The 23912-nt window shown below is 70.2% G+C and carries 19 protein-coding genes; 8 read left to right on the top strand and 11 right to left on the bottom strand.

The window, feature by feature from the left end; translation table 11 throughout:
- On the bottom strand, nucleotides 1-1246 hold a 1246-nt coding region (locus AC5Y6Y_RS07445; RefSeq protein ID WP_499927265.1), incomplete at its 3' end, for an alkane 1-monooxygenase.
- Nucleotides 1247-1365: 119 nt separating this feature from the next.
- Nucleotides 1366-2847 (bottom strand): amino acid permease, encoded by a 1482-nt coding sequence (locus AC5Y6Y_RS07440; RefSeq protein ID WP_473139704.1) that lies wholly within the window; start codon nucleotides 2845-2847, stop codon nucleotides 1366-1368.
- A gap of 89 nt (nucleotides 2848-2936) precedes the next feature.
- On the opposite strand from AC5Y6Y_RS07440, the gene AC5Y6Y_RS07435 reads away from it, so the two are divergent.
- A complete protein-coding gene (locus AC5Y6Y_RS07435; RefSeq protein ID WP_473139791.1) occupies nucleotides 2937-4307 on the top strand; it encodes an FAD-dependent oxidoreductase in 1371 nt (456 codons plus the stop codon).
- On the opposite strand, the gene manA is transcribed toward AC5Y6Y_RS07435, so the two are convergent.
- The 4 genes from manA to AC5Y6Y_RS07415 form a co-directional block, all read right to left on the bottom strand.
- Nucleotides 4291-5529, bottom strand: a complete 1239-nt coding sequence (gene manA, locus AC5Y6Y_RS07430) for a mannose-6-phosphate isomerase, class I (protein WP_463828277.1) — start codon at nucleotides 5527-5529, stop codon at nucleotides 4291-4293. The genes AC5Y6Y_RS07435 and manA overlap by 17 nt on opposite strands.
- Nucleotides 5530-5536: 7 nt before the next feature.
- Nucleotides 5537-6604 (bottom strand): TobH protein, encoded by a 1068-nt coding sequence (locus AC5Y6Y_RS07425; protein WP_473139705.1) that lies wholly within the window; start codon nucleotides 6602-6604, stop codon nucleotides 5537-5539.
- Nucleotides 6601-8004 (bottom strand): phosphomannomutase/phosphoglucomutase, encoded by a 1404-nt coding sequence (locus AC5Y6Y_RS07420; protein ID WP_463828279.1) that lies wholly within the window; start codon nucleotides 8002-8004, stop codon nucleotides 6601-6603. The genes AC5Y6Y_RS07425 and AC5Y6Y_RS07420 overlap by 4 nt, the downstream gene beginning before the upstream one ends.
- A 101-nt stretch (nucleotides 8005-8105) precedes the next feature.
- Nucleotides 8106-8579 carry a DUF3499 domain-containing protein gene (locus AC5Y6Y_RS07415; protein ID WP_463828280.1) on the bottom strand — a complete coding sequence of 158 codons (474 nt, stop codon included), beginning with the start codon at nucleotides 8577-8579 and terminating at the stop codon, nucleotides 8106-8108.
- A gap of 182 nt (nucleotides 8580-8761) precedes the next feature.
- Between AC5Y6Y_RS07415 and AC5Y6Y_RS07410 the strand changes: the two genes are divergently transcribed.
- Nucleotides 8762-9181, top strand: coding sequence for a metallopeptidase family protein (locus AC5Y6Y_RS07410; protein WP_473139792.1), 420 nt, complete (start codon nucleotides 8762-8764; stop codon nucleotides 9179-9181).
- A 15-nt stretch (nucleotides 9182-9196) separates the two neighbouring features.
- Here the strand turns inward: AC5Y6Y_RS07410 and AC5Y6Y_RS07405 are convergent, their stop codons facing one another.
- Nucleotides 9197-9553 (bottom strand): WhiB family transcriptional regulator, encoded by a 357-nt coding sequence (locus tag AC5Y6Y_RS07405; protein ID WP_463828356.1) that lies wholly within the window; start codon nucleotides 9551-9553, stop codon nucleotides 9197-9199.
- Nucleotides 9554-9903: 350 nt separating this feature from the next.
- Here AC5Y6Y_RS07405 and cofD point away from each other — a divergent pair, with 350 nt between their 5' ends.
- Genes cofD through AC5Y6Y_RS07390 form a run of 3 tightly spaced genes read left to right on the top strand, consistent with a single transcriptional unit; the run spans nucleotide 9904 to nucleotide 12814 of the window.
- Entirely contained in the window at nucleotides 9904-10890 is a 987-nt protein-coding gene (cofD, locus tag AC5Y6Y_RS07400) for a 2-phospho-L-lactate transferase (protein ID WP_473139706.1), read from the top strand.
- Nucleotides 10887-12254, top strand: coding sequence for a coenzyme F420-0:L-glutamate ligase (locus AC5Y6Y_RS07395; protein ID WP_473139707.1), 1368 nt, complete (start codon nucleotides 10887-10889; stop codon nucleotides 12252-12254). Before cofD ends, AC5Y6Y_RS07395 begins: the two co-directional genes overlap by 4 nt.
- Nucleotides 12251-12814: an NUDIX hydrolase gene (locus tag AC5Y6Y_RS07390; RefSeq protein ID WP_473139708.1), complete on the top strand. Its 564-nt coding sequence runs from the start codon at nucleotides 12251-12253 to the stop codon at nucleotides 12812-12814. The genes AC5Y6Y_RS07395 and AC5Y6Y_RS07390 overlap by 4 nt, the downstream gene beginning before the upstream one ends.
- Here AC5Y6Y_RS07390 and manB read toward each other — a convergent pair.
- The 3 genes from manB to rfbD are packed head-to-tail and all read right to left on the bottom strand — an operon-like array spanning nucleotide 12796 to nucleotide 15662.
- Entirely contained in the window at nucleotides 12796-13875 is a 1080-nt protein-coding gene (manB, locus tag AC5Y6Y_RS07385) for a mannose-1-phosphate guanylyltransferase (protein WP_463828284.1), read from the bottom strand. The two genes, AC5Y6Y_RS07390 and manB, sit on opposite strands and share 19 nt — an antisense overlap.
- Nucleotide 13876: 1 nt before the next feature.
- The gene (locus AC5Y6Y_RS07380) at nucleotides 13877-14791 is read right to left on the bottom strand and encodes a glycosyltransferase family 2 protein (protein ID WP_473139709.1); all 915 of its coding nucleotides are present in this window, start codon (nucleotides 14789-14791) and stop codon (nucleotides 13877-13879) included.
- Nucleotides 14784-15662 carry a dTDP-4-dehydrorhamnose reductase gene (gene rfbD / locus AC5Y6Y_RS07375; protein WP_473139710.1) on the bottom strand — a complete coding sequence of 293 codons (879 nt, stop codon included), beginning with the start codon at nucleotides 15660-15662 and terminating at the stop codon, nucleotides 14784-14786. The genes AC5Y6Y_RS07380 and rfbD overlap by 8 nt, the downstream gene beginning before the upstream one ends.
- A gap of 93 nt (nucleotides 15663-15755) precedes the next feature.
- Between rfbD and AC5Y6Y_RS07370 the strand changes: the two genes are divergently transcribed.
- From AC5Y6Y_RS07370 to AC5Y6Y_RS07360, 3 genes are all read left to right on the top strand, one after another.
- Complete coding sequence (locus tag AC5Y6Y_RS07370) at nucleotides 15756-17210, top strand: LCP family protein (protein ID WP_473139793.1); 1455 nt, start codon at nucleotides 15756-15758, stop codon at nucleotides 17208-17210.
- Nucleotides 17211-17259: 49 nt separating this feature from the next.
- Nucleotides 17260-17940 (top strand): TIGR03089 family protein, encoded by a 681-nt coding sequence (locus AC5Y6Y_RS07365; protein ID WP_463828358.1) that lies wholly within the window; start codon nucleotides 17260-17262, stop codon nucleotides 17938-17940.
- Nucleotides 17941-18493: 553 nt separating this feature from the next.
- Complete coding sequence (locus AC5Y6Y_RS07360; protein ID WP_473139711.1) at nucleotides 18494-22456, top strand: PE family protein; 3963 nt, start codon at nucleotides 18494-18496, stop codon at nucleotides 22454-22456.
- 110 nt (nucleotides 22457-22566) lie between these two features.
- On the opposite strand, the gene AC5Y6Y_RS07355 is transcribed toward AC5Y6Y_RS07360, so the two are convergent.
- The gene (locus tag AC5Y6Y_RS07355) at nucleotides 22567-23886 is read right to left on the bottom strand and encodes a PPE family protein (RefSeq protein WP_473139712.1); all 1320 of its coding nucleotides are present in this window, start codon (nucleotides 23884-23886) and stop codon (nucleotides 22567-22569) included.
- Nucleotides 23887-23912 lie beyond the last annotated feature (26 nt).

Genomic DNA, 23912 nt, shown 5'->3' with positions numbered 1-23912 from the left:
CGGCCACCTCGTGGGCGGCCCCGTACCTGGCCAGCAGCTTCGCCCGCAGCCGCGGGTGCAGGTTGACCTTGGTGATGTCGCCGTCGTAGTGCTCGAGCACCCGGTGGTCCATCACCTTGCGCCACAGCGGCGGGAAGTAGGTCAGCGTGATCATCGAGGCGTACCCGCTGGGCAGGTTGGGCGAGCCGGCCATGCTGCGCAGCGTCTGGTAGCGCCGGGTCGGGTTGGCGTGGTGGTCGCTGTGCCGCTGCAGGTGGTAGAGGAACAGGTTGGTGACGATGTGGTCGGAGTTCCAGCTGTGCACCGGGGCGCACCGCTCGTAGCGGCCGTTCTCCTTCTTCTCCCGCAGCAGCCCGTAGTGCTCGAGGTAGTTGACGGCTTCGAGCAGGCCGAAGCCGAACACCGCCTGGATGATCATGAACGGGATCAGGCTCACCCCGAAGACCGCGATCAGCACGCCCCACAGCAGCACCGACATGGCCCAGGCGTTCAGGACGTCGTTGGACAGGTAGGTGCGGGGGTCCCACGGGCTCTTGCCGAGCCGGCGAATCCGCTGCGCTTCGAGGTGCACCGAGGAGCGGGCGCTGCCGATGACGCTGCGCGGCAGAAACTCCCAGAACGTCTCGCCGAAGCGGGATGACGCCGGGTCCTCCGGAGTGGAGACCCGCACGTGGTGCCCGCGGTTGTGCTCGATGTAGAAGTGGCCGTACCAGGTCTGGGCCAGGGTGATCTTGGACAGCCAGCGCTCCAGGGAGTCCTTCTTGTGGCCCATTTCGTGGGCGGTGTTGATCCCGACGCCGCCGAGGACACCCACCGACAGCGCCACGCCGATCTTGCCGAACCAGCCCAGGCCGCCTTCGAAGCCGAGCCAGTGCAGGTTCGACGCGGTGAACAGGTAGGCGCCCAGCACCACGCTCAGGTACTGGAACGGGATGTAGATGTAGGTGCAGTACCGGTAGTACTTGTCGTTCTCCAACCGCTCCATCACCTCGTCGGGCGGGTTCTGGCCGTCGGGGCCGAACCGCAGGTCCAGCAGCGGCAGCAGGATGTAGAGCAGGATCGGGCCAATCCACAGCGGCACCTGCGCCGCGAAGTGCCAGTCCAGCCGGTTGAGCCCCCAGCTGATCGGCAGCATCACGAACAGCGCCGTCGGGGGGATGAGTCCCATCAGCCACAGGTAGCGCTTCTTGTCGCGCCACTCCGTTGCCGGAGCTCCCGTCGCCTGGGCGTCGATCTGGGTGGTCATATGCCAAACCTCCTTGTGTGTCACACCACGATGAGATTGGACATTACGGCAGTTTGCGTCTCTTGTCTAGACAAAGAGGCCATGATTGTAAATCAAATGCTCAAAGACATCCCATTTGTCTACGGCGTGCTGACCTCCACCTGCGCCGCACGACCCCGCTGCAGCGAATGCCGCCGTCCGTATCCGACGTAGATGACCACCCCGATCACCAGCCACACCCCGAAGCGCACCCAGGTCAGGGCGGTGAGGTTGAGCATCAGCCACAGACACGCGCACACCGAGGCGATCGGCAGCAACGGCACCCACGGCGCCTTGAACCCGCGCTGCAGGTCCGGGCGGGAGCGGCGCAGGACGATGACACCGGCCGAGACCAGCACGAACGCGAACAGCGTGCCGACGTTGACCATCTCCTCGAGCTTGTCGATCGGAAACACCGCAGCCGTGGCCGCGATCACGACCGCCACCAGCACGGTGATGCGGACCGGGGTGCCCCGGGCGCTGGTCTTGGCCAGTCCGCGCGGCAACAGACCGTCGCGGGCCATCGCGAACAGCACCCGGCACTGACCCAGCATCAGCACCATCACCACCGTGGTCAGGCCGGCCAGCGCACCGACCGAAATGATGCCGCTGGCCCAGTGCACGCCGTTGGCCTGGAACGCCGTGGCCAGATTGGCCGAGTGGTGATCGACGGTCTTGAGCTGGGTGTAGGAGATCATCCCGGACAACACCACCGAGACCGCTACGTAGAGGACGGTGACGATGCCCAGCGACGCCAGAATGCCGCGCGGCACGTTGCGCTGCGGGTCTTTGGTCTCCTCGGCCATGGTGGCGACGATGTCGAAGCCGACGAACGCGAAGAACACGATCGAAGCACCCGCCAGCACGCCATACCAGCCGTAGTGGCTGCCGCCCGCCCCGGTGATCAGCGACAGCACCGACTGGTCCAGTCCGTTGCCGCCGTGTTGGACCTCGGGTTCGGGCACGAACGGCCGGTAGTTGGCGCCCTTGATGTAGAACGCCCCGACGACGACCACCAGGAGCACCACCGCCACCTTGATGGTGGTCACCACGGCGGAGAAACGGGACGACAACTTGGTGCCCAGCGCCAGCAGGACCGCCACCAGCGTGACGATCAGCAGCGCGCCCCAGTCGAAGGTGAACCACGCAAAGTGCTGGACCGCGCCGGCGAACCCGAAGACCGTGCCCAGGTAGCTCGACCACCCCTTGGCCACCACCGCCGCGCCGATGGCCAGTTCCAGCACCAGATTCCAGCCGATCACCCAGGCCAGCACCTCGCCGAAGGTGGCGTAGGAGAAGGTGTAGGCGCTGCCGGCCACCGGCAGCGTGGAGGCGAATTCGGCATAGCACAGCGCCGCCAGGGCACAGGTACCCGCCGCGATCAGAAACGAGATCCAGATGGCGGGGCCGGTGATGTCACCGGTGGTCGACGCGGTGACGGTGAAGATGCCGGCCCCGATCACCACCGAGACACCGAAGACGACGAGATCCCACCAGGTGAGGTCCTTACGCAGCCGGGTGCTCGGCTCGTCGGTGTCGGCGATCGACTGCTCGACCGTTTTCCTGCGCCAGCGATCTGCCATCCGAGCACGCCCCTTCAATCACTTATGGACCGGACAGTACTGGGTACTCTGCCCAGATGGTGGGGAGCGCGGAGAACAAGAATCACGCAATAGTCATCGGTGCCAGCATCGCCGGATTGTCCGCGGCGAAGGTGCTGTCGGACTTCTATACGCAGGTGACGGTGTTCGAGCGGGACGAGCTGCCCGGCGAGCCGGCCAGCCGGGCCGCCGTCCCGCAGGACCGGCACCTGCACATGCTGATGGCCCGCGGGGCCAACGAGTTCGAGAGCCTGTTTCCGGGCCTGCTCAACGACATGGTCGCCGCGGGCGTGCCGATGCTGGAGAACCGGCCCGACTGTATCCACCTGGGGGCGGCCGGACACGTCCTGGGCACCGGGCACACGCTGCGCGACGAGTTCACCGCCTACGTGCCGAGCCGCCCGCACCTGGAATGGCAGCTCCGACGCCGGGTGCTCGAGCTGGCCAACGTCGAGATCGTGCAGCGTCCCGTCGCCGAACCGCGATTCGAACCTGCCACACAGCGGGTGACCGGCGTGCTGCTGGACCCCGAAACCCCGGGTCAGGATCCCGAGTTCGTGCCGGCCGACCTGGTGGTGGATGCTGCCGGGCGCGGCACCCGGCTGCCGGTCTGGCTGACGCAGTGGGGTTACCAGCGCGCACCGGAGACGACGGTGGACATCGGCATCAACTACGCGACCCACCGGTTCCGGATGCCTGAGGGGTTGATCCAGGAAAAGGTGGTGGTCGCCGGGGCCTCCCACGACCAGCCGCTCGGGCTGGGGATGCTGTATTACGAGGACCGCACCTGGGTGCTGACGACGTTCGGGGTGGGCCACACCAAACCGCCGCGGACCTTCCCGGACATGCTGGGCCTGGCCAAAGAAATGCTGCCGGACCATTTCAACGCCGCGCTGGCGCAGTCCGAACCCGTCGGCGACCCCTCCTATCACGCCTTCCCGGTGAGCCGCTGGCGCCGCTACCACAAGGTGGAGCGCTTCCCGGGCGGAATCATCCCGTTCGGCGACGCGGTGGCCAGCTTCAACCCCACCTTCGGCCAGGGCATGACCATGACCTCGTTGCAGGCCCGCAATCTGCGCCAAGCCCTGCAGACCCCCGACGTGGACCTGGCCACCGAGCTGAGTCGGCTGACCGCCAAAACCACCTTCCCGGTGTGGATGATGAACGCGATCGGCGACGTGACTTTTCACCACGCCGTCGCCGACCCGGAACCGCGCTGGTACCGCGCGGCGGGCGGGCTGTTCGATCAGTTCCTGGGCGCCGCCGAGACCAATCCCGTGCTCGGCGAATGGTTTCTGCGCCGCTTCTCGCTGCTCGACAGCTTGTATATGGTGCCGACACCGTCCATCCTGGGCCGCACCATCGCGCACAACATGCGCTTGTGGGTAGGCGAGAAACGCGAGCGCCGGTTGGCCCGGCGGGCGGTTACAAGCCGACCGTAGCCCGGAACACCTTGGCCGGCTGGCGCGCGCACAGCCGGATCGGACCGTCGTCGGCGCCCACCCAGGCCGCCGCCCCGCGCTCCAGCGTCAGCGACCCGGTCTTGCCGTGCACCGTCAGCTCCCCCTCGGCGCACAACAGGATCTGCGGTCCGTCATGGCGGGACGGCGCGTCGACCTCGTGGCCCAGCTGCTCACCGTCGAGGACGAGCAGCGCGACCGCGAACTCGTCGGCCGGGGTCTCGTACACCAGGGCCAGGCCGTCGCGGCGGATCGGCGGACGCAGTTGCGACTCGGCGGACGGGGTGAAATCCAGCACCCGCAGCAGTTCCGCCACATCGACGTGCTTGGGGGTCAGGCCGCCGCGTAACACGTTGTCGGAGTTGGCCATCACCTCCAGCGCGAATCCGCGCAGATAGGTGTGCAGGTTGCCGGCGGGCACGAAGATCGCCTCGCCGGGGGCCAGGCTGATGCGGTTGAGCAGCAACGCCGCCAGCACGCCGGCGTCACCGGGATAGCGCTCCCCCAGTTCCAGCACCGTGCGCGCTTCGCCGGCGAACTCGGTGGCCCCGCAGCTCAGATACTGGATGGCCCCGTCGAGTACGGCGGGCACCAGCACGTCGAGGTCGGGCTGGGGGGCGGTGATCCAGGTGGTGAACAACGCCCGCAGGCCGGCTGCATCGGATTCGTCGTCGGACCCCTCGCCGAGCAGGTCGATGAACGGGTCCAGGTCGGAGACGGCCAGCGCCCGCAGCAGGTCGCTGGTGCGGGCCACTTGCCGGAACCCGGCCAGCGCCTCGAACGGCTGCAACGCCACCAGCAGTTCGGGTTTGTGACTGATGTCGCGGTAGTTGCGCACCGGCGAATTCACCGGAATGCCGAGCCGCTCCTCGCGCCGATACCCCTCGACCGCCTGCGCGGTACTGGGATGGGCCTGTAGCGACAGCGGCTCGTCGGCGGCCAGCACTTTGACCAGAAACGGGAGCACGTCGCCGAACCGTGCCCGCGACGCCGCGCCCAGCTGGCCCTCGGGGTCGGCGCTCAGTGCCGTCAACAACGAGGTCTCGCCGTGCGGCGTGTGCAGAAAGGCCGGGTCGCCCGGGTGAGCGCCGAACCAGAGTTCGGCCTCGGGATGGGCGGCCGGCACCGGCCGCCCGGTAAATTCGGCGAGTGCGGTGCGCGACCCCCAGGCGTAGGTGCGCATGGCTCCGCGTAGCAGTTCCACCCTGTATCTATCCCCGTGCCAATCGCAGGTAAACCGCCGCCATCTCGAGCCGAACGGCCAGCACCGCCAGTTGCTGCTCGACGCGCTGAGCAGCGGTGGGCGCCGGCGCTTCCGGCACGTCCTGGGCACCGATCAGGTAGACGTCGTCCAGCCCGGCCACCCGGGCGGCGACCACCGTGCGCTCAGCGGCCAGCGTCAGCGCCAGCACCCGCAACCGCTGGGGCAGCGGCCCGTCGATCTGCTCGTCGTGGAACAGGTCGTGTTCCGTCGCGGGGTGGCCGCCGGGCCCACCGCGCAGCGCAGCCACCGCGTCCGCCAGGCCGGTGGCTGCGACCGCCTGCTGCGCATTGCGCAGCACCATCGAACTGCCGTGCCGGGCCAGCGTCAGCGTTGCGGCGCTGTCCCCGGCCAGCGCCACCTGGCACCCGGTCAGCCGCGCCGCCAGCATCTTGGCCGGATTGGTGAACAACTCGCGTGCGGCACTGTTGCGCAGCACCTCGGCGTCCAGTTCGTCGGCCAGCGCCCCCAGATCAAGAGGCAGCCGGGAGTCCACGGTCTGCAGCACCGCCAGACCGACCGCCAGATACCGGCACAGCCCGAATTCGTCGGGCGCCCACAACCGGGGCGCCAGCACCGCGACCCGGCCCGCGGTGGAGTCACGCAGCGGACCTTCGAACGGCGCCGCCACCACCACCCGCGCTCCGCGGCGCACCCCGGTGGCGGCCGCGCCGACCAGCACGGGGTCCCCGGGATCGTCGCCGGCCACCACCAGCACATCCAGCGGACCGATCCAGGACGGAGCCTCGGTGGCCAGCACGATCGGCGCCGCAGCGTCGGTGGCCAGCGTCGAGATCAGCAGAGCCCCGGCCGTTTCCGCGGGGCCGCGCCCGGCCACCCAGATCACGCTGCGCGGCCGGTCGTTGCCGCCGAGGGACTCGAGCTCGCCCTCCTCCAGCGCGGCAGCCACGGTGCGCACCTGGGCGCCGGCCATCGACGCCGCCCGCAGCAGGCCGTCCCGGTCGGCGGCCAGCAGACCCTCGGCGTCCTCGAGATCGACAGCTCCGACGGTGCTCACGGTCCCGCCTGGGGTGGGTCGGCCCGGGCCGCGATTTGCTCGCTGATCTGTGCGACCACCGCGTCCACATCCTCGATGCTGCGCCCCTCGACATTGAGCCGCAAGAGCGGCTCGGTGTTGGAGCTGCGCAAGTTGAACCAGCGGCCGTCGCCCAGGTCCGCGGTCACCCCGTCCAGGTGGTCGATGGAGTGGATCCGGCCACCGAACGCCTTCAACACGGCATCCACGCACGCCGCCGCGTCGGCGACGGTGAAGTTGATCTCGCCGGAGGACTCGTAGCGCTGGTAGTCGGCGGTCAGCTCGGAAAGCGGCCGGTCCTGCTGCTCACCGAGCGCCGCGAGCACGTACAACGCGGCCAGCATTCCGGAGTCGGCGCCCCAGAAGTCCCGGAAGTAGTAGTGCGCCGAGTGTTCCCCACCGAAGATCGCGCCGGTCTCGGCCATCAGCGCCTTGATGTAGGAGTGCCCGACGCGCGAGCGCAGCGGCGTGCCGCCGCGCTCGGCCACCAGCTCGGGCACCGCGCGCGAGGTGATCACGTTGTGGATGACGGTGGCGCCGATCTCGCGGGTCAGCTCGCGCGCGGCGACCAGGCTGGTGACCGTCGAGGGCGAGACCGGCCGGCCACGCTCGTCGACCACGAAGCAACGGTCGGCGTCGCCGTCGAACGCCAGGCCGATGTCGGCGTTGGTTTCGCGCACGAAGTGCTGCAGGTCCACCAGGTTCGCCGGGTCCAGCGGGTTGGCCTCGTGGTTGGGGAAGGTGCCGTCGAGCTCAAAGTACAAGGGCAACAACGTGATCGAGTCGATGGCACCGAGCACCGCCGGGGCGGTATGGCCGGCCATGCCGTTGCCGGCGTCCACGGCCACCCGCAGCGGGCGCAGGTCGGCGGTGTTCACCAACGAGCGCAGGAACACGCCGTAGTCGGCCAGCACATCCTGGTCGGTCACCGATCCGGCCGGGCCGTCGTAGCCGGCCGCCGCGCCGGCGATCAGGTCCTCGCTGATGACGGTCAGACCGGTGTCCTTACCGACCGGTTTGGCACCCGCGCGGCACAGCTTGATGCCGTTGTAGGCCGCCGGGTTGTGGCTGGCGGTGAACATGGCACCGGGGCAGTCCAGCAGACCCGAGCCGAAGTACAACTGATCGGTGGAGGCCAGACCGATGCGCACCACGTCCAGGCCCTGACCGGTGACGCCGTCGGCGAACGCCGCCGCCAGCGACGGGGAGCTGTCGCGCATGTCGTGACCGATCACCACCCGGCCGGCGCCCTCGCTGCGCATCAACCGGGCGAAGGCGGCACCGACGTCGGCGACGAAGGGCTCGCTGATTTCCGCACCGACCAGCCCACGGACGTCGTAGGCCTTGATCACACGGTGGACAGCCGCGGCGGGCCAAGACATGTGGGGTGCTCCTGACGACGTGAACTCTTCGCCGTCAGCCTATCGGCCCGCCGACACTGCGGACCGGAACGGTCCGGTTGGCGATCGACGGTTCGGCGCGCTCAGTCGGCAGGATCGGGCAGGACCCGCAGGTGTCCGCGCCGGCGTCCGGACCGATGTTCGGGTGGCGCCAGCACACCGGTGGCGTGAGCTCCCGCCGAATGCACCGGATCCCCTACCCCAGCGGCGCGTGGGATGTCGTCGTACCCGTCGTATCCGTCGACCCGCGCGGTGAAGCCGTTCACGACCGCACTCGCACGCACCCCGCCCTCGCGCACCGCATCGGCCAGCGCCACCAGGTCGTCCTCGTCGGGATTGGTCGGCTCGGCGTTGAGCGGTCCGGCGTGGCGCACCAGCTCCCAGCCACGCGGGGCGGTGATGCGGCCGGCATGACCGACACACAGATCCCAGGAGTGGGGTTCCCGCGCGGTAGCGAGTGGTCCGACCACCGCCGTGGAGTCCGAGTAAACGAACGTCAGCGTTGCCACTGCATAGTGCGGACACCCGGGCCGGCAGCAGCGACGGGGTACGTTCACGAGCGAAAGGCTATCGTGCGCAAACGCCGCTCAAGCGCCGGACACGCGCATCGGTTCTAGCCACGATGTACAACCGTTACCATCGGCGCGTGAGCGATTCCCGCGGCTCCGGCCGCAGCGGTCGGCCTGCGGGCAGGTGGGCCGGGACGTTCGGGCACCGATCCCGGCGCAGGGGCCGCGATCTGCGCGGCCCGTTGCTGCCGCCCACCGTGCCGGGCTGGCGCAGCCGCGCCGAGCGGTTCGACATGGCGGTGCTGGAGGCCTACGAACCCATTGAGCGACGGGTCGGTGAGCGGGTAGCCGAACTCGACGTCGCCGTCGACGAGATCCCCCGCATCGCGGCCAAGGATCCCGACAGCGTGCAGTGGCCACCTGAGGTGATCGCGGACGGACCGATCGCCCTGGCCCGTCTGATACCCGCCGGGGTCGACGTGCGCGGCAACGCGACGCGGGCGCGAATTGTATTGTTCCGCAAGCCGATTGAGCGACGGGCGAAAGACACCGTCGAACTCGGTGACCTGCTGCACGAGATCCTGGTGGCCCAGGTGGCGATCTACCTGGACGTGGAGCCGTCGGTCATCGACCCGACGATCGACGACTGAACTTTGTGCGGCGGACTAGATGACGCCGCGCTTGAGGCGGCGACGTTCGCGCTCGGACAGTCCACCCCAGATGCCGAACCGCTCGTCGTGGGCCAGCGCGTAGTCGAGGCACTCATGACGGACCTCGCACCCCAGGCAGATCTTCTTCGCCTCGCGGGTGGAGCCACCCTTCTCCGGGAAGAAGGCCTCGGGGTCGGTCTGGGCGCACAGCGCTTTGTCCTGCCATTGGTCGGCGGGGACTTCCGGCAGTGGCTCGGGCTCGAATGCGGCGGGCGCATCCGGAACCACGCTGAGATGAGGACGGACGGGTGCTTTCGGTGTCGGCAGAGACGTCACGACCGAGCCGGACGTGGTGTGCGGTGTGCCCCCCATTACGCCCCGAAGGTATTCATAGGACATGACTCCGCCTCCTCACTGATAGAGAGTGAATGGTTTACCACTGTTCTGATGTACAGATACCCAATTCGAACAAGTGATCGAATCTCGGTCTGCGACACCGGAACCGGCCGGCCAACCGGGAAATGACACTGATGTGATTAGACACGTGCCGGTGACCCTGGTCAAGCACTTCGGCGCATTTCCATACCATCTCGTAACCGAATTTCGGCGTTTCTGTTGTTTCGGCACTCGGGCGTGTCGAACACAGTATTATCACAAGTCCCTTGTGCCACAGTGGTTACCGATAACAACCCGTCCGCGCGCGACGGGTACTGTCCTGCGGTGTGAAGGTCACCGTGTTGGTCGGCGGCGTCGGCGGCGCCCGCTTCCTGCTCGGCGCACAACACTTCCTCGGCCTGGGACAGTTTGCTCGGTCGGACCAAACCGGTCATGAACTGACCGCCGTCGTCAACATCGGCGACGACGCGTGGATCCACGGCGTACGCATCTGCCCGGACTTGGACACCTGCATGTACACCCTGGGCGGCGGGGTGGACCCGGAGCGCGGCTGGGGCCATCGGGACGAAACCTGGCATGCCAAAGAGGAACTGGCGCGCTACGGGGTGCAACCCGATTGGTTCGGGCTCGGCGATCGCGATCTGGCCACCCACCTGATTCGAACTCAGATGCTCAACGCCGGTTACCCGCTGTCGCAGATCACCGCCGCACTGTGCGATCGTTGGCAGCCGGGCGCGCGGTTGCTGCCGGCCAGCGACGACCGCTGTGAAACGCATGTGGTGATCACCGATCCGTCCGACGGTTCGCGCAAAGCGATCCACTTCCAGGAGTGGTGGGTTCGCTACCGCGCCCAAGTCCCCACCCACAGTTTCGCCTTCGTCGGAGCCGAAAAGGCTAGCGCCACAACAGAAGCGGTGGCGGCCATCGCCGAAGCCGACGTAATCATGCTGGCACCGTCCAATCCGGTGGTGAGCGTCGGGGCCATCCTGGCGGTACCCGGCATCCGCGCCGCCCTGCGCACCGCGACCGCCCCGGTGGTCGGGTACTCACCGATCATCGGTGGAAAACCGTTGCGCGGCATGGCCGATGCCTGTCTATCGGTGATCGGCGTGGACTCCACCGCTGAGGCCGTCGGGCGGCATTACGGTGCGCGCGGCACCACCGGGATACTGGACTGCTGGCTGATCCACGAGGGTGATCGCGCCGAAATCGACGCTGTGGCGGTGCGATCCATCCCGCTTCTGATGAGCGACCCGGCGACCACGGCTGAGATGGTGCGCGCCGGGCTGGAACTGGCTGGCGTGACAGTATGACCGGGCAGCCCACGCTGCCGCCGACGGGCGAACACGGCACCGCCGGGAGGATCGAGATCCTGCCCGCTCCCGGGCTTCCCGAGTTCCGTCCCGGTGACGACCTGGGCGCCGCGCTGGCCGCCGCCATGCCATGGCTGCGCGACGGTGACGTGGTGGTGGTCACCAGCAAGGTGGTGTCCAAATGTGAAGGCCGCCTGGTGCCGGCTCCCCCGGATCCTGAGCAGCGAGATACCCTGCGCCGTAAGCTGATTGACGGCGAGGCGGTCCGGGTGCTGGCCCGCAAGGGACGCACCCTGATCACCGAGAACCGGCTGGGCCTGATCCAGGCCGCGGCCGGGGTGGACGGATCCAACGTCGGGACATCGGAATTGGCGCTGCTGCCGGTGGACCCGGACGGCAGTGCCGCCGCGCTGCGGGCGCGGCTGGGTGAACTGCTCGGGGTCACCGTCGCCGTTGTGATCACCGACACCATGGGCCGGGCCTGGCGTAACGGCCAGATCGACGCTGCGGTGGGAAGTGCGGGAATAGCTGTGCTGCACAACTATTCGGGCGCCGTCGATCAGCACGGCAATGATCTGGTGGTCACCGAGATCGCCGTCGCCGACGAGATCGCGGCGGCAGCCGACCTGGTGAAGGGCAAGCTGACCGCGATGCCGGTGGCGGTGATCCGGGGGCTCGAACCCGCCGACAACGGCACGACCGCGCGGCACCTGGTGCGCGCAGGCACCGAAGACCTGTTCTGGCTCGGCACCGCCGAGGCCCTCGACCTGGGTCACCGCCAGGCCCAGCTGATGCGCCGCTCGGTGCGGCAGTTCAGCAGCGAACCGGTGCCGGCGGAGCTGGTCGAAGCCGCGGTCGCCGAGGCGCTGACCGCCCCGGCGCCGCACCACACCCGGCCGGTGCGGTTCGTGTGGCTGCAGACCCAGGCCACCCGAAATCGGCTGCTGGACCGGATGAAAGACAAGTGGCGGACCGATCTGAGCGGTGACGGCAAGCCCGCCGATGCGGTGGAGCGCCGCGTCTCGCGCGGCCAGATTCTCTATGACGCGCCCGAAGTCGTCATACCCTTTCTGGTGCCCGACGGCGCGCACAGCTACCCGGACGCCGCCCGCACCGAGGCCGAGCACACCATGTTCACCGTCGCCGTCGGCGCCGCCGTCCAGGGTCTGCTGGTTGCGCTGGCGGTCCGCGGCCTGGGCAGCTGCTGGATCGGGTCGACGATCTTCGCCGCCGACCTGGTGTGCGAAGAGCTTGGCCTGCACCGTGATTGGGAGCCGCTGGGGGCCATCGCAATCGGCTACCCCGCCGAGGCGATCGAACCGCGCGAGCCGGCGCCGGTCGCGGATCTGTTGATCCACCGATGAGCTTGCGGGATTCGGTGATCGACCTGCTCGCCGGGTGGCAGGCGCCCGAACCCGCCCAGGACGCGCTGCGCCAGGCCGTGCTCGGGTTCGTGCTGGCCCGCCCGGACGCGTGCCTGCGGGAGTGCGAGCCCGGGCACATCACCGCCTCGACCCTGGTGCTCGACGACAGCGGCGAGCGGGTGCTGCTCACCCTGCATCCCCGGCTGCGCCGCTGGGTGCAACTCGGCGGACACTGCGAGCAGGATGTCGATGCCGACATCCAGGCCGCCGCGCTGCGCGAGGCCGTCGAGGAGTCCGGCATCCCCGACCTGGCGCTGGACCCGGAACTCGTTGCCGTGCACGTCCACGCGCTGACCTGCTCGCTGGGCAAGCCGACCCGGCATCTGGACCTGCAGTTCGTGGCGCGTGCGCCGAGCGGTGCCCGGATCGCCATCAGCGACGAGTCCGACGACCTGCGCTGGTGGCCGGCGGACGCGCTGCCCGAAGGCACCGATCACGCGTTGGCGTACCTGGTGGATCGGGCCCGCCGCCCGGAGGAAGCTCAGACGTCCGACGAGTAGCGGATCCCACCGTCGGGAATCGAGACCCCTGGCCACACCCGCGCCCCGCGCAGCAGTTCGCAGCGCGCACCGATGTCGCAGCCGTCGCCGATCACGCCGTCGCGGATCAGCGCCCGCGGCCCGATGCGGGCACCGAACCCGATGATCGAGCGCTCGATCACACTGCCCGCCTCGACCTTGACCCCGTCGAAGATCACCGCGCCGTCCAGCCGCACCCCCGCGCCGATCTCGGCGCCCCGGCCCACGACGGTGCCGCCGATCAGCAGCGCGCCCGGCGCCACCGCCGCGCCGTCGTGCACCAACGACTCGCCGCGCTGCCCGTGCAGGGCCGGCGACGGCGCGATGCCGCGCACCAGATCGGCCGAGCCGCGCACGAAGTCCTCCGGGGTGCCCATGTCGCGCCAGTAGGTGGCGTCGACGTAGCCGCACACCTTGACGTCGTCCGCCGACAGCAGCGACGGAAATACCTCGCGTTCCACCGACACCTCGCGCCCGCGCGGAATGCGGTCGATGATGTCGCGGCCGAACACGTAACAGCCGGCGTTGATCTGGTCGGTCGGCGGGTCCTGTGTCTTCTCCAGAAAGGCGACGACCCGGTCCGTGTCGTCGGTGGGGACGCAACCGAACGCGCGCGGATCACCGACCCGGACCAGGTGCAGCGTCACGTCGGCCTGATGCCCGCGATGAAACTCGAGCAACTGGCCCAGATCGGCGCCGGAGAGCACGTCGCCGTTGAACACCATGACGGTGTCGTGGCGGAGCTTGGGGGCGACATTCGCGATGCCGCCGCCGGTGCCCAGCGCGTTCTCCTCGGTCACGTACTCGATCTGCAGGCCGAGCTTGGATCCGTCGCCGAACTCGGCCTCGAACACCTCGGCCCGGTACGACGTGCCCAGCACCACGTGCTCGATGCCGGCGGCGGCGATCCGCGACAACAGATGGGTGAGAAATGGCAGCCCGGCCGTCGGCAGCATCGGTTTGGGCGCGGACAGCGTCAGGGGCCGCAGTCGCGTGCCTTTGCCGCCGACCAGGACCACCGCATCGACGTGGTGGGTTGCCAACTCAGTGCCGCCCTTCTGCCAGTTCCCGCTGCAACGATCTGCGCGACCGGCGCAGCGCGCTGCGCACCATCAGGCGCGAACGCACCGCCAGCGAACCGCGCAGCGTCCAGCGCAGCGGGGCGCGCCACCATCCGGAGTGCCGGTCCGCCAAGAAGATATAGGTACTGCGGTGATGCGCAGCCAGGTGGCTGGCCGGGTCCCGGCCGGTGGAGTGGCCTTTGTGGTGCAGCACCTCAGCGGTGGGGACGTACACGGACTGCCAGCCGGCTCTGCCGAGCCGGTCGCCGAGGTCGACGTCCTCCATATACATGAAGTAGCGCTCGTCGAAACCACCGATCTGGTCGAACGCCGCGCGCCGCACCAGCAGGCACGACCCCGACAGCCAGCCCACCGGGCGTTCGCTGGGCTCCAGGTGTTCCTGCCGGTACGCACGGGTCCACCGGTTGCGCGGGTAGACCGGGCCGAGCACCGCGTGCATGCCGCCGCGGACCAGGCTGGGCAGGTGACGCGCGGACGGGTACACCGACCCGTCGGGGTCCCGGATCAGCGGGCCCAGCGCACCCGCCCGCGGCCACCGGGCAGCGGCGTTCAGCAGCGCGTCGATGCTGCCCGGGCCCCACTGCACGTCCGGGTTGGCCACGATCACCCAGTCGTCCATCCAGTTTTCGTCGCGCTGGTCGAGCTTGGCGACGGTGCGGTTGACTGCCGTCCCGTAGCCGAGGTTGGACCCGGTGGGCAGCAACCGCACATTGGGATAGCGCAGGACGGCGGCCTGCGGTGTTCCGTCGGTGGAGCCGTTGTCGGCCAGCAGCACGCTGACCGGACGTTCGGTGGCCAGCGACAACGACGCCAGGAACCGCTCCAGGTGCGGGCCCGGCGAATAGGTCACCGCAACGACCGGCAGAACGTCAGTCACGCGTTGAGGGTAACGGTCGATCGGTCGCCGCGGTCAACGCCGCGACCAGCGCACTGCGCCACGGACGCAGCGGGGCCAGGCCCGCCGCCACCCAGGCCCGATTGGACAGCGCCGAATACGACGGGCGCGTGGCGGGCCGCGGAAACTCGTCGGTGCCGCACGGATTGACCCGCTGCGGGTCGGCGCCGCTTTCCTCGAACACCGCCCGGGCCTGCTCGTATCGGGAGACCACACCCTCGTTGGCGGCGTGCAGTAGGCACCCACGAACGTCACTGTCGGCCAACTCCAGCAGCGCGGCAGCCAGATCGGCGGCGTAGGTCGGTGATCCGGTCTGGTCGTCGACCACCTTGACCGGTCCGTCTCCGGCGGCCAGCCGCTGCATGACCGCGACAAAGTCGTTGCGGTGCACCCCAGCGGTGTAGACCCAGGCGGTGCGCACCACGACGGCGTCCGGCAGCGCGGCGTGCACCGCCTGTTCCCCGGCGAGCTTGCTGGCCGCGTAAACACCTTGGGGCGCGGTCGGGTCGCCCGGCTCGTAGGGCCGCGACTGCGCGCCGTCGAACACGTAATCGGTCGAGATATGGATCAGTCGGGCACCGGTGCGCGCACAGGCACGCGCCAGATGCTCGGGACCGGCGGCGTTGACGGCGTACGCGCCGGCCTGGTCGGTTTCGGCGCCGTCGACGTCGGTGTAGGCGGCGCAGTTGATCACCACGTCGTCGGGCTCGATCACCGCGGCCGCGGCGGGGTCGGTGATGTCCCATTCCGATGACGTCCTGGCCAGCACGTTCCGCCCGGCGCGGGTGGCCTGTGCGCGTATCAGGCTGCCGAGCTGACCGCCCGCACCGGTGATCACGAGCCTGGCTGACATGTCTTGAGTCTGGCACGCCGAGCCTGGCTACCCGGAAAGCCGGTGTTGCGCAAGTAACCTACAGTGGTGTTTGAGCAGAGTGTGACTCGTGTGATGCGTGTGGTTTGCACGGCAATGGCCGTCCTGGTCGTACTCGGTACCGGCGTCGCCTGGAGCAACGTGAAGTCGTTCGAGGACGGCATCTTCCACATGTCGGCACCCTCGCTGGGCCACGGAGCCGACGACGGCGCGATCGACATCCTGCTGGTGGGCCTGGACAGCCGCACCGACGCGCACGGCAACCCGCTCTCCGCTGAGGAGCTGGCATCGCTGCGCGCCGGCGACGAGGAAGCCACCAACACCGACACCATCATCCTGATCCGCATCCCCGACAACGGGAAGTCGGCCACCGCGATATCGATCCCCCGCGACTCCTACGTCCAGGCCCCCAACCTGGGCAAGACCAAGATCAACGGCGTGTACGGACAGACCCGCGAGACCAAGCGCGTCAGCCTGGTCAAAGCCGGCGCCTCGGCCGGCGAGGCCGCCGCGGTCGGCACCGAGGCGGGCCGCGAAGCGCTGATCAAGACGGTGGCCGACCTGACCGGCGTCACCGTCGACCACTACGCCGAAATCGGACTGCTGGGCTTCTCCCTGATCGCCGATGCGCTCGGCGGCGTCGAGGTGTGCCTCAAAGACGCTGTCTACGAACCTCTTTCCGGCGCCGACTTCCCCGCCGGCCGGCAGAAGCTGAACGGCCCCCAGGCGCTGAGCTTCGTGCGCCAGCGTCACGAACTGCCGCGCGGCGACCTGGACCGGGTGGTGCGCCAGCAGGCGGTGATGGCCTCGCTGGCCCACCGGGTGATCTCCGGGAAGACGCTGTCCAGTCCCGCCACCCTGCGACGACTCGAGCAGGCCGTGCAGCGCTCGGTGGTGTTGTCCTCCGGTTGGGACATCATGGATTTCGTGCGGCAGCTGCAGCAGCTGGCCGGTGGCAACGTGGCGTTCGCGACCATCCCGGTGCTCGACGGTGCCGGCTGGAGCGACGACGGCATGCAGAGCGTGGTGCGGGTGGACGCCCACCAGGTTCAGGAGTGGGTCGGCGGCCTGCTGCACGAACAGGATCAGGGCAAAACCGAGGAACTGGCCTACACGCCGGCCAAGACCACCGCCAATGTGGTCAACGACACCGACATCAACGGCCTCGCGTCGGCGGTGTCGGATGCGTTGAGCGCCAAGGGCTTTACCGCCGGCTCGGTGGGCAACAACGAGGGTGGCCACGTCAAGGGCAGTCAGGTGCGGGTCGCCAAGACCGACGACCTGGGCGCCCAGGAGGTCGCCAAACTGTTGGGCGGGCTGCCCGTCGTCGCCGACACCTCGATACCGGCCGGATCGGTGCGGGTGGTGCTGGCCAACGACTACACCGGCCCGGGATCCGGACTCGACGGTGGGACAGCGACGTCCGCGCGGGTCTCGAGTGCGGCGGCCGGCAACAGCACGGGTGGCACGGTCCCGGCGCCGTCACCGATCTTGACCGCGGGCTCCGAGAACCCCGAGTGCATAAACTGACCGTGCCGTGTCTGCCCTGACCACGCTGTCCGCAGCGATCCTGGACCCGATGCTGCGCGCCGACCCGGTCGGCCCGCGCATCACCTACTACGACGACGCCACCGGCGAGCGGATCGAGCTGTCCGCGGTGACGCTGGCCAACTGGGCGGCCAAGACGGCCAATCTGTTGCGCGACGAACTGGGCGCCGGGCCGGGCAGTCGGGTCGCCGTTCTGCTGCCGGCGCACTGGCAGACGGCGGCGGTGCTGTTCGGGGTGTGGTGGATCGGCGCCGAAGCGGTGCGGGACGGACCGGCCGAGGTCGCGCTGTGCACGATCGACCGGCTCGACGAGGCCGACGACGCGGCCAATGGTGGCGAGGTCGCCGTGCTGTCGTTGGATCCCTTCGGCAAGCCGGTGCCTGATCTGCCGATCGGCGTCACCGACTACGCCACGGCGGTGCGGGTGCATGGCGATCAGGTCGTCCCCGCGCGCACCCCCGGCCCGGCGCTGGCCGGTCAGTCTGCGGCCCAGGTGCTGGCCGCCTGTGCACAATCCGCGGCGTTGCAGAGTCTGACCGGCGAGGATCGGGTGTTGTCCAGCTTGGCCTGGGACCGGCCCGAGCACCTGGTGGACCGATTGCTGACGGTGCTGTCGGTGGGCGGGTCGCTGGTCCAGGTGGCCAACCCCGACCCAGGCGCGTTGCCGCGTCGGGTCGAAACGGAGAAGGTCACCCGGGTGCTGGACAAATGACGAGAGCTTTCGGACGGCAAAATCGAATTAACTGACTCGTCAATTCGCAGGGACGGCCGTCGGGCGCCGCGTCGGGGGCGCCCACCACGTCGTTCGGCGCCGACGGCCGGTGTCGGTGAATGTGACAGCCAGGTAGTGGAATACTATTCAGCAAATTGCTCGAAGTCTTTTCCGCGTGCCCCGATTCAACCAAACCGCCCGGTCGGCAATATTCGTTCGCCACGAGTCGTATAGAGCACCGGTCACCACCTGTCGGCACGGCCCGGCGCTGCCGCCGGGTCGGCAAACGATGCGGCACAACGAATTCACCCAGGCCGACGAGACTGCGCACGCTGAGGGCCGCGCTGGCCTGCGAGAAATGCATCTATCACTTGAATTGTTCGAAGATCATTTGAGACTCCTATGTGCCGAATTGAAACGCAACTGCGAATGCGCGAAAACAGCAAATTATCGATGGCCCAGCTATACGATGCGGCTGGATCGATGGCGACTGACCGGTCGGGAGTCGACGTGCCAGCCGTCTCCCGTTGCCGCGCGTCGAAGGAGTCCACGAATGTCGTATGTGTTCGCCGTGCCCGAGATCATGGCCGTCGCCGCCCGCGAGGTGTCCGGGGTGGGATCGGCGGTGCAGACTGCCAGCCACGCGGCGGCAGGCGCCACGACCGCGGTGGCAGTCGCCGCCGGGGACGAGGTCTCGGCGGCGATCGCCGCCCTGTTTTCCACCCACGGCCAGCAGTACCAGGCGCTGCACACTCAGGCGGCCGCATCGCACGCGCAGTTCGTCAAGACGTTGCTCGGGGCGGGTTCGGCCTATGCCCTGGCCGAGGCGGCCAGCGCAGCACCGTTGCAGAGTCTCGAAGAAGCCGTGCTGGGTGTCATCAACGCGCCTACCAATGCGTTGCTGGGCCGCCCGCTGATCGGCAACGGTGCCGACGGCGCTGCCGGGACCGGTGCCAACGGCGGGGCCGGCGGGCTGTTATGGGGTAACGGCGGTAACGGCGGTTCGGGGGCGGCCGGGATGGCCGGTGGGCGCGGCGGCGACGCCGGGTTGTTCGGTCACGGCGGTGCCGGCGGGGCCGGCGGCATCGGGGCCAACGGCGCGACCGGGCCGAGCGGGGTGATCGGCGGCACCGGTGGCGCCGGCGCGGCCGGCGGGGCCGGCGGCAATGGCGGCATCCTGTGGGGCAACGGTGGGGCGGGCGGGGCTGGTGGCGTTGGCGGGACCGGTGGTGCCGGCGGCGCGGGCCTGGCCGGTGCGACCGGCACCGCCGCCAGCGGCGGTGTCGGCGAAACCGGTAGCGACGGTGGACAGGGCGGCTTCGGCGGCACCGGCGGCGCAGGTGGGGCCGGCGGACAGTCCAGGGCGCTGTTCGGCGGGACGGCAGGCGCGCACGGCGTCGGCGGCGCGGGCGGGACCGGCGGCACCGGCGGCGCCGGCGGGACCGGCGGCACCGGGGCGGTCGACACCGGCTCGGGCGCGGGCACCGGCGGCAACGGAGGCACCGGCGGGGCGGCCGGCATCGGTGGGGCGGGCTACGCCGGCGCCGCGTCCGGTGCGGCGGGCACGGGCGGCGAAGGCGGTGCGGGCGGTGAGGGCGGCGCAGGCATGCAGGGCGATTCGGCCATGTCCCCCGGCCTGGTCGGCACCGACGGCGGAAAGGGTGGCCAGGGCGGCACCGGCGGCGCCGGCAACGGCGGCACCAACGGCGACGGCGGCCGGGGCGGTACCGGCGGTAAAGGCGGCCAGGGCGGAACCAACCTCATCGAAAAAGGTGGCATGGGCGGGACCGGCGGCATCGCGGGCCAGGGGGGTGCCGCCGGGAGCGGCGGCACCGGCGGCACGGCAGGCAGCTCCGGTGTCGGCGGGCAGGGTGGCACCGGCGGCACCGGCGTTTTCGGCGGCACCGGTGGCACCGGTGGTGAGTCGACCACGCACACCGGCCACGCCGTCGGCGGTGCCGGCGGTGCAGGCGGCGAAGGCACCGAGGTGGGCGGCGACGGCGGCTTCGGAGGGACCGCCACCGGCTACGGCACTGCCGACGCGACCGGAGGAATCAGTGGAACCAGCGGAATGGGTCCCGCAGGGATCGGCGCGGCCGGAATCGGTGGCAAGGCCTACGTCTACGGCGCCGGGACGGCCACCGGCGGCCAGGGCGTGGCGGGGGCTACCGGGATCGGCGGCTATGGCGGCTACGGCGGGGACGCGTACAGCTATGGCACCGGCAATGCCGTCGGCGGCGCCGGCGGCGCCGGCGGTAGCAGCGACACCGCGACCGGCGGCGGCGGCGGGGCCGGCGGCATCGCGTACAACCACGGCACCGGATCGGCCACCGGCGGCGCAGCGGGAGCCGGCGGCGACGGCGCCACCACCGGCGGCCGAGGCGGCGATGGTGGCCACGCGGTGATCTTCCTGGAGGGGTCGATGGCAACCGCCACCGGTGTCACCGGCGGTGTGGGCGGCAATGGTGTTACCGGTGGCGACGGCGGGCACGGCGGTTCGGCCTACACCGCGGGCATCGGGCAGGTCTCGGCAGGCACCGGCGGTGCCGGGGGTGACGGCACCACCGGTGACGGCGGCACCGGTGGAACCGGGGGCATGGCGATTATCGAAAACAGTGGATCCACCCACAACACCGTTGGCGGAATGGGCGGCCTCGGCGGCGACAGCATCACCGGTCGCGGCGGGACCGGCGGGGACGGCGGTCAGGCGGCGACATCTGCGCCGGGCAGCGCCACCGGAGGCGCGGGCGCCACCGGAGGCAGCGGTGCGGCCGGCGGCGGCCACGGCGGGGCCGGGGGCAACGCGAGCAGTGAAGGCGCCGGCTCGGCGTTCGGTGGTGCCGGCGGAGCGGGCGCAGACGGCGGTAGCACCGGGCCCGGCGGCAACGGCGGCCTCGGCGGCGACGCCTCCAGCTTCTCCTCCGTTGCCGGCCCCCACACCGGTGGTCAGGGCGGCGCCGGCGGTGCGGGCACCACCGGCGGCACCGGCGGCCGTGGCGGCGATGCCTACAGCGAAGGCATCGGATTCACCGCAGGCGGCGACGGTGGCGCCGGGGGCGCCGGCTCCAGCGGCAACGGTGGCGACGGCGGTGACGGCGGCGGGGCCCAAAGCTACAACCCCACCGGCACCGCCAACGCCAGCAGCGGCAACGGCGGCGCGGGTGGCAGCAGCGAGGCAGCCGCCGGCGGCAAGGGCGGCTCGGTCAACGTCGTATTCCAGTACGGAGCCGGCGACGGTATCGGCGGAACCGGCGGGGACGGCGGCAGCGGCGCCGTCGCCGGCGGGGAAGGCGGCAGGGGTGGCGGTGTGGTCGGCCAAGGGACGGGCGACGCGCTCGCCGGCCGCGGCGGCGCCGGCGGTAATGCCTCCGGCGGCACCGGTGGCAAGGGCGGCATCGGTGGTGACGTGTACTACGCCAAGGTCGATTCAGCAGGGGCTGCCGTCGGTGGCGACGGCGGCACGGGCGGTGCCGGTGTCTCAGGTGGTGCCGGCGGAGCCGGCGGGGTGGCCACCCATGAAGGAAAGGGCAGCGTCTGGGCCGGCAGTGGCGGTGCGGGCGGCACCGCCACCTCCGGGACCGGTGGCGCCGGCGGGGACGGTGCCACTGCTAGCAGCGACAGCGCGACAGCCGACGCCGAGGCGTTCGGCGGCAGCGGCGGGGACGGCGGCACCAGCGAAACGGGCACCGGCGGCAGCGGTGGGGAAGGCGCGTACGGCGCAACCCGCGGGACCGGCAACGCCTACGGCGGGGACGGCGGCGCCGGCGGCTCCGGTGGCGCCGACGGTGGCGCCGGCGGCAACGCGGGCGTGGCCATCACCAACGGCACCGCGAACGCGATCGGCGGCACCGGCGGGCAGGGTGGCGACGCCGGTACGGGAACCGGCGGCACCGGCGGTAATGGTGGCAGCGGCGCAGTGCAGTTGGTCGGCGGAACGGCGACGGCAGTCGGCGGGGACGGCGGCGCGGGCGGCGCAGGAACCACCGGCGGCGCGGGCGGCGAGGGCGGTTGGACGCACTCGTTCGGCACCGGCAGTGTCGACCCAGGCACTGGCGGGGCGGGCGGCAACGCCACCACCGGCAACGGCGGAAAGGGAGGCACCGGCGGCCAGGTGATGATCTACGACCCCACTTCGTCGGTAGACGCGGTCGGCGGCACCGGCGGAGTGGGTGGCTCCAGCCTCAGCGGCACCGGTGGTATCGGCGGCACGGGCGGGATCGCCTACAGCGAAGGCTCGAACCACCTCACCGGTGGCGTCGGCGGCACGGGCGGCAATGGTGGTGCCGGCGGTGGGACCGGTGGCGTCGGCGGTGAGGCGATCAGCAAGGCTGCCGGGATCGCTGACGGCGGTACCGGGGGCACCGGCGGTGCTGCGACGCAGCCGGGCAGCCCGGGCGGCAACGGCGGCAAGGGCGGCAACGCCAGCTCGATCTTCGGAGTGGCCCACGGTGGGCCCGGGGGTGGCGGCGGCGCCGGCACGCCGCCGGGTTCCCCGGGTGCGCCGGGGACGCCGTAGGCGCCGTCCTGGTCGTACTGGGTACCGGCGTCGCCTGGAGCTGGCCTGGGAACCCGCGTCCTCCAGATCTGGACCGGCGTGATCAGTCGGGCCGGCATCCGCCAGCTGAGCTACTGGCCGAACGAGATCTCCAGCAGGCTCTTCTTCTGCTCGGTGTATTCCTGTTCGCTCAGCAGTCCGGCGGCGCGCAGTACGGCGATCTCGCGGATCGCGGCAGCCACGCCGGTCATCACGGTCCGCGGAGCGGGCACTACCTCGACATCCTCGGTGGGTGCTTGCTCGGGGGGGCCGGCGGGCCGCGCCGGCGTGCCATTCTTCGGGCCGTCCGCGCCGGCCGGCGGGCCGGCCATCGCCTGCGCGGCCATGACGCCAGCTCCCATCTGATTGACCGAGTTCGCTGCGCCGAGTTCTGCCGCCGCTGCCGTGTTCGCACCAGCCAACGGAGTGGTCAGTGCGGTCGGGCGTATTTCGGCTGCGACGGTCCGGGTCCAACTCGGCGGCACCGTCAAGCCCCCGATCACGTTCGCGCGGGCCACCGCCGCAGACATCGTCGGCACTGGCAGCCCGCCCGCGGGCGGCTTCGCCAGCGGCGCCACAAACGGCTCCACGGGTGCCGGTCCGGTACCGGGCCACGGCTCCACCCCGTCCCAGGCGCTGAATGTCTCGTCGTCATCGACTCCCGAGGCAGCGGTGAACCCGGCCAGCGGAAAATCCCCGAAGTTGCCGATCACGTCTGCCGGTAAGACCCCGAAAAGGGCCACTATTTCGGTTGGCGCAACGAGAAAGAGTCCGACCAGGCCGACCAGGAGTTCGAACTGTTCGAACTGGGCCGGGACCGCCATTGCGGACAACGCTTGCGGCACAACCGAACGGATCGCGGCGGCTTGGCCGGCCGTCCCGCCCGGATCGGTGTTCTGGTGCGGTGGGGTGAACGGTGTCAGCACCGTTGCGGCTGCCGACGAAGCTGCATAGTTGTACATTGCCAGGCTGTCCTGCGCCCACATCTCGGCGTACAGCGCCTCGGTTGCCGCGATCGCCGGAGTGTTCTGTCCCAGGAAATTCGTCGCCACCAGCGCTGCCAGCAGGCTGCGGTTGGCGGCGACCTCCGCAGGCGGCACCGTCGACGCGAACGCGGCCTCGTAAGCGGCGGCCGCCACCCGGGCCTGGGCGGCGGTTTGCTCGGCTTGGGCGGCGGTAGCGCGGAGCCATTCCACATATGACGCGGCCGCTGCGCTCATCGCCGCGGACGACGGACCCGTCCAAGTCCCTGCGGTGAGCTCCGACACCTCCGACTGATATCCGTTGACCGCCCTGTGCAGCTCGTCCGCCAGGCTGGCCCAAGCCTGCACAGCGGCCAGCATCGGCCCCGGTCCTGGACCGGTATACATCCGACCGGAGTTGATCTCCGGCGGATAGATGCCGAAATCCACTGCAGCGCATACCTCGTCTCGTTCGT

The sequence above is a fragment of the Mycobacterium sp. NGS24 genome, assembly GCF_059813065.1.
This window is presented reverse-complemented; position numbering and strand designations above follow the sequence as displayed.

Excerpts from the sequence above, each read along its gene's own strand:
- AC5Y6Y_RS07440 (WP_473139704.1), bottom strand. The coding sequence starts at position 2,847 with ATGGCAGATCGCTGGCGCAGGAAAACGGTCGAGCAGTCGATCGCCGAC.
- AC5Y6Y_RS07420 (WP_463828279.1), bottom strand. The coding sequence starts at position 8,004 with ATGTCTTGGCCCGCCGCGGCTGTCCACCGTGTGATCAAGGCCTACGAC.
- AC5Y6Y_RS07405 (WP_463828356.1), bottom strand. The coding sequence starts at position 9,553 with ATGGGGGGCACACCGCACACCACGTCCGGCTCGGTCGTGACGTCTCTG.
- AC5Y6Y_RS07395 (WP_473139707.1), top strand. The coding sequence starts at position 10,887 with ATGACCGGGCAGCCCACGCTGCCGCCGACGGGCGAACACGGCACCGCC.
- AC5Y6Y_RS07390 (WP_473139708.1), top strand. The coding sequence starts at position 12,251 with ATGAGCTTGCGGGATTCGGTGATCGACCTGCTCGCCGGGTGGCAGGCG.
- rfbD (WP_473139710.1), bottom strand. The coding sequence starts at position 15,662 with ATGTCAGCCAGGCTCGTGATCACCGGTGCGGGCGGTCAGCTCGGCAGC.
- AC5Y6Y_RS07370 (WP_473139793.1), top strand. The coding sequence starts at position 15,756 with ATGCGTGTGGTTTGCACGGCAATGGCCGTCCTGGTCGTACTCGGTACC.
- AC5Y6Y_RS07365 (WP_463828358.1), top strand. The coding sequence starts at position 17,260 with ATGCTGCGCGCCGACCCGGTCGGCCCGCGCATCACCTACTACGACGAC.
- AC5Y6Y_RS07360 (WP_473139711.1), top strand. The coding sequence starts at position 18,494 with ATGTCGTATGTGTTCGCCGTGCCCGAGATCATGGCCGTCGCCGCCCGC.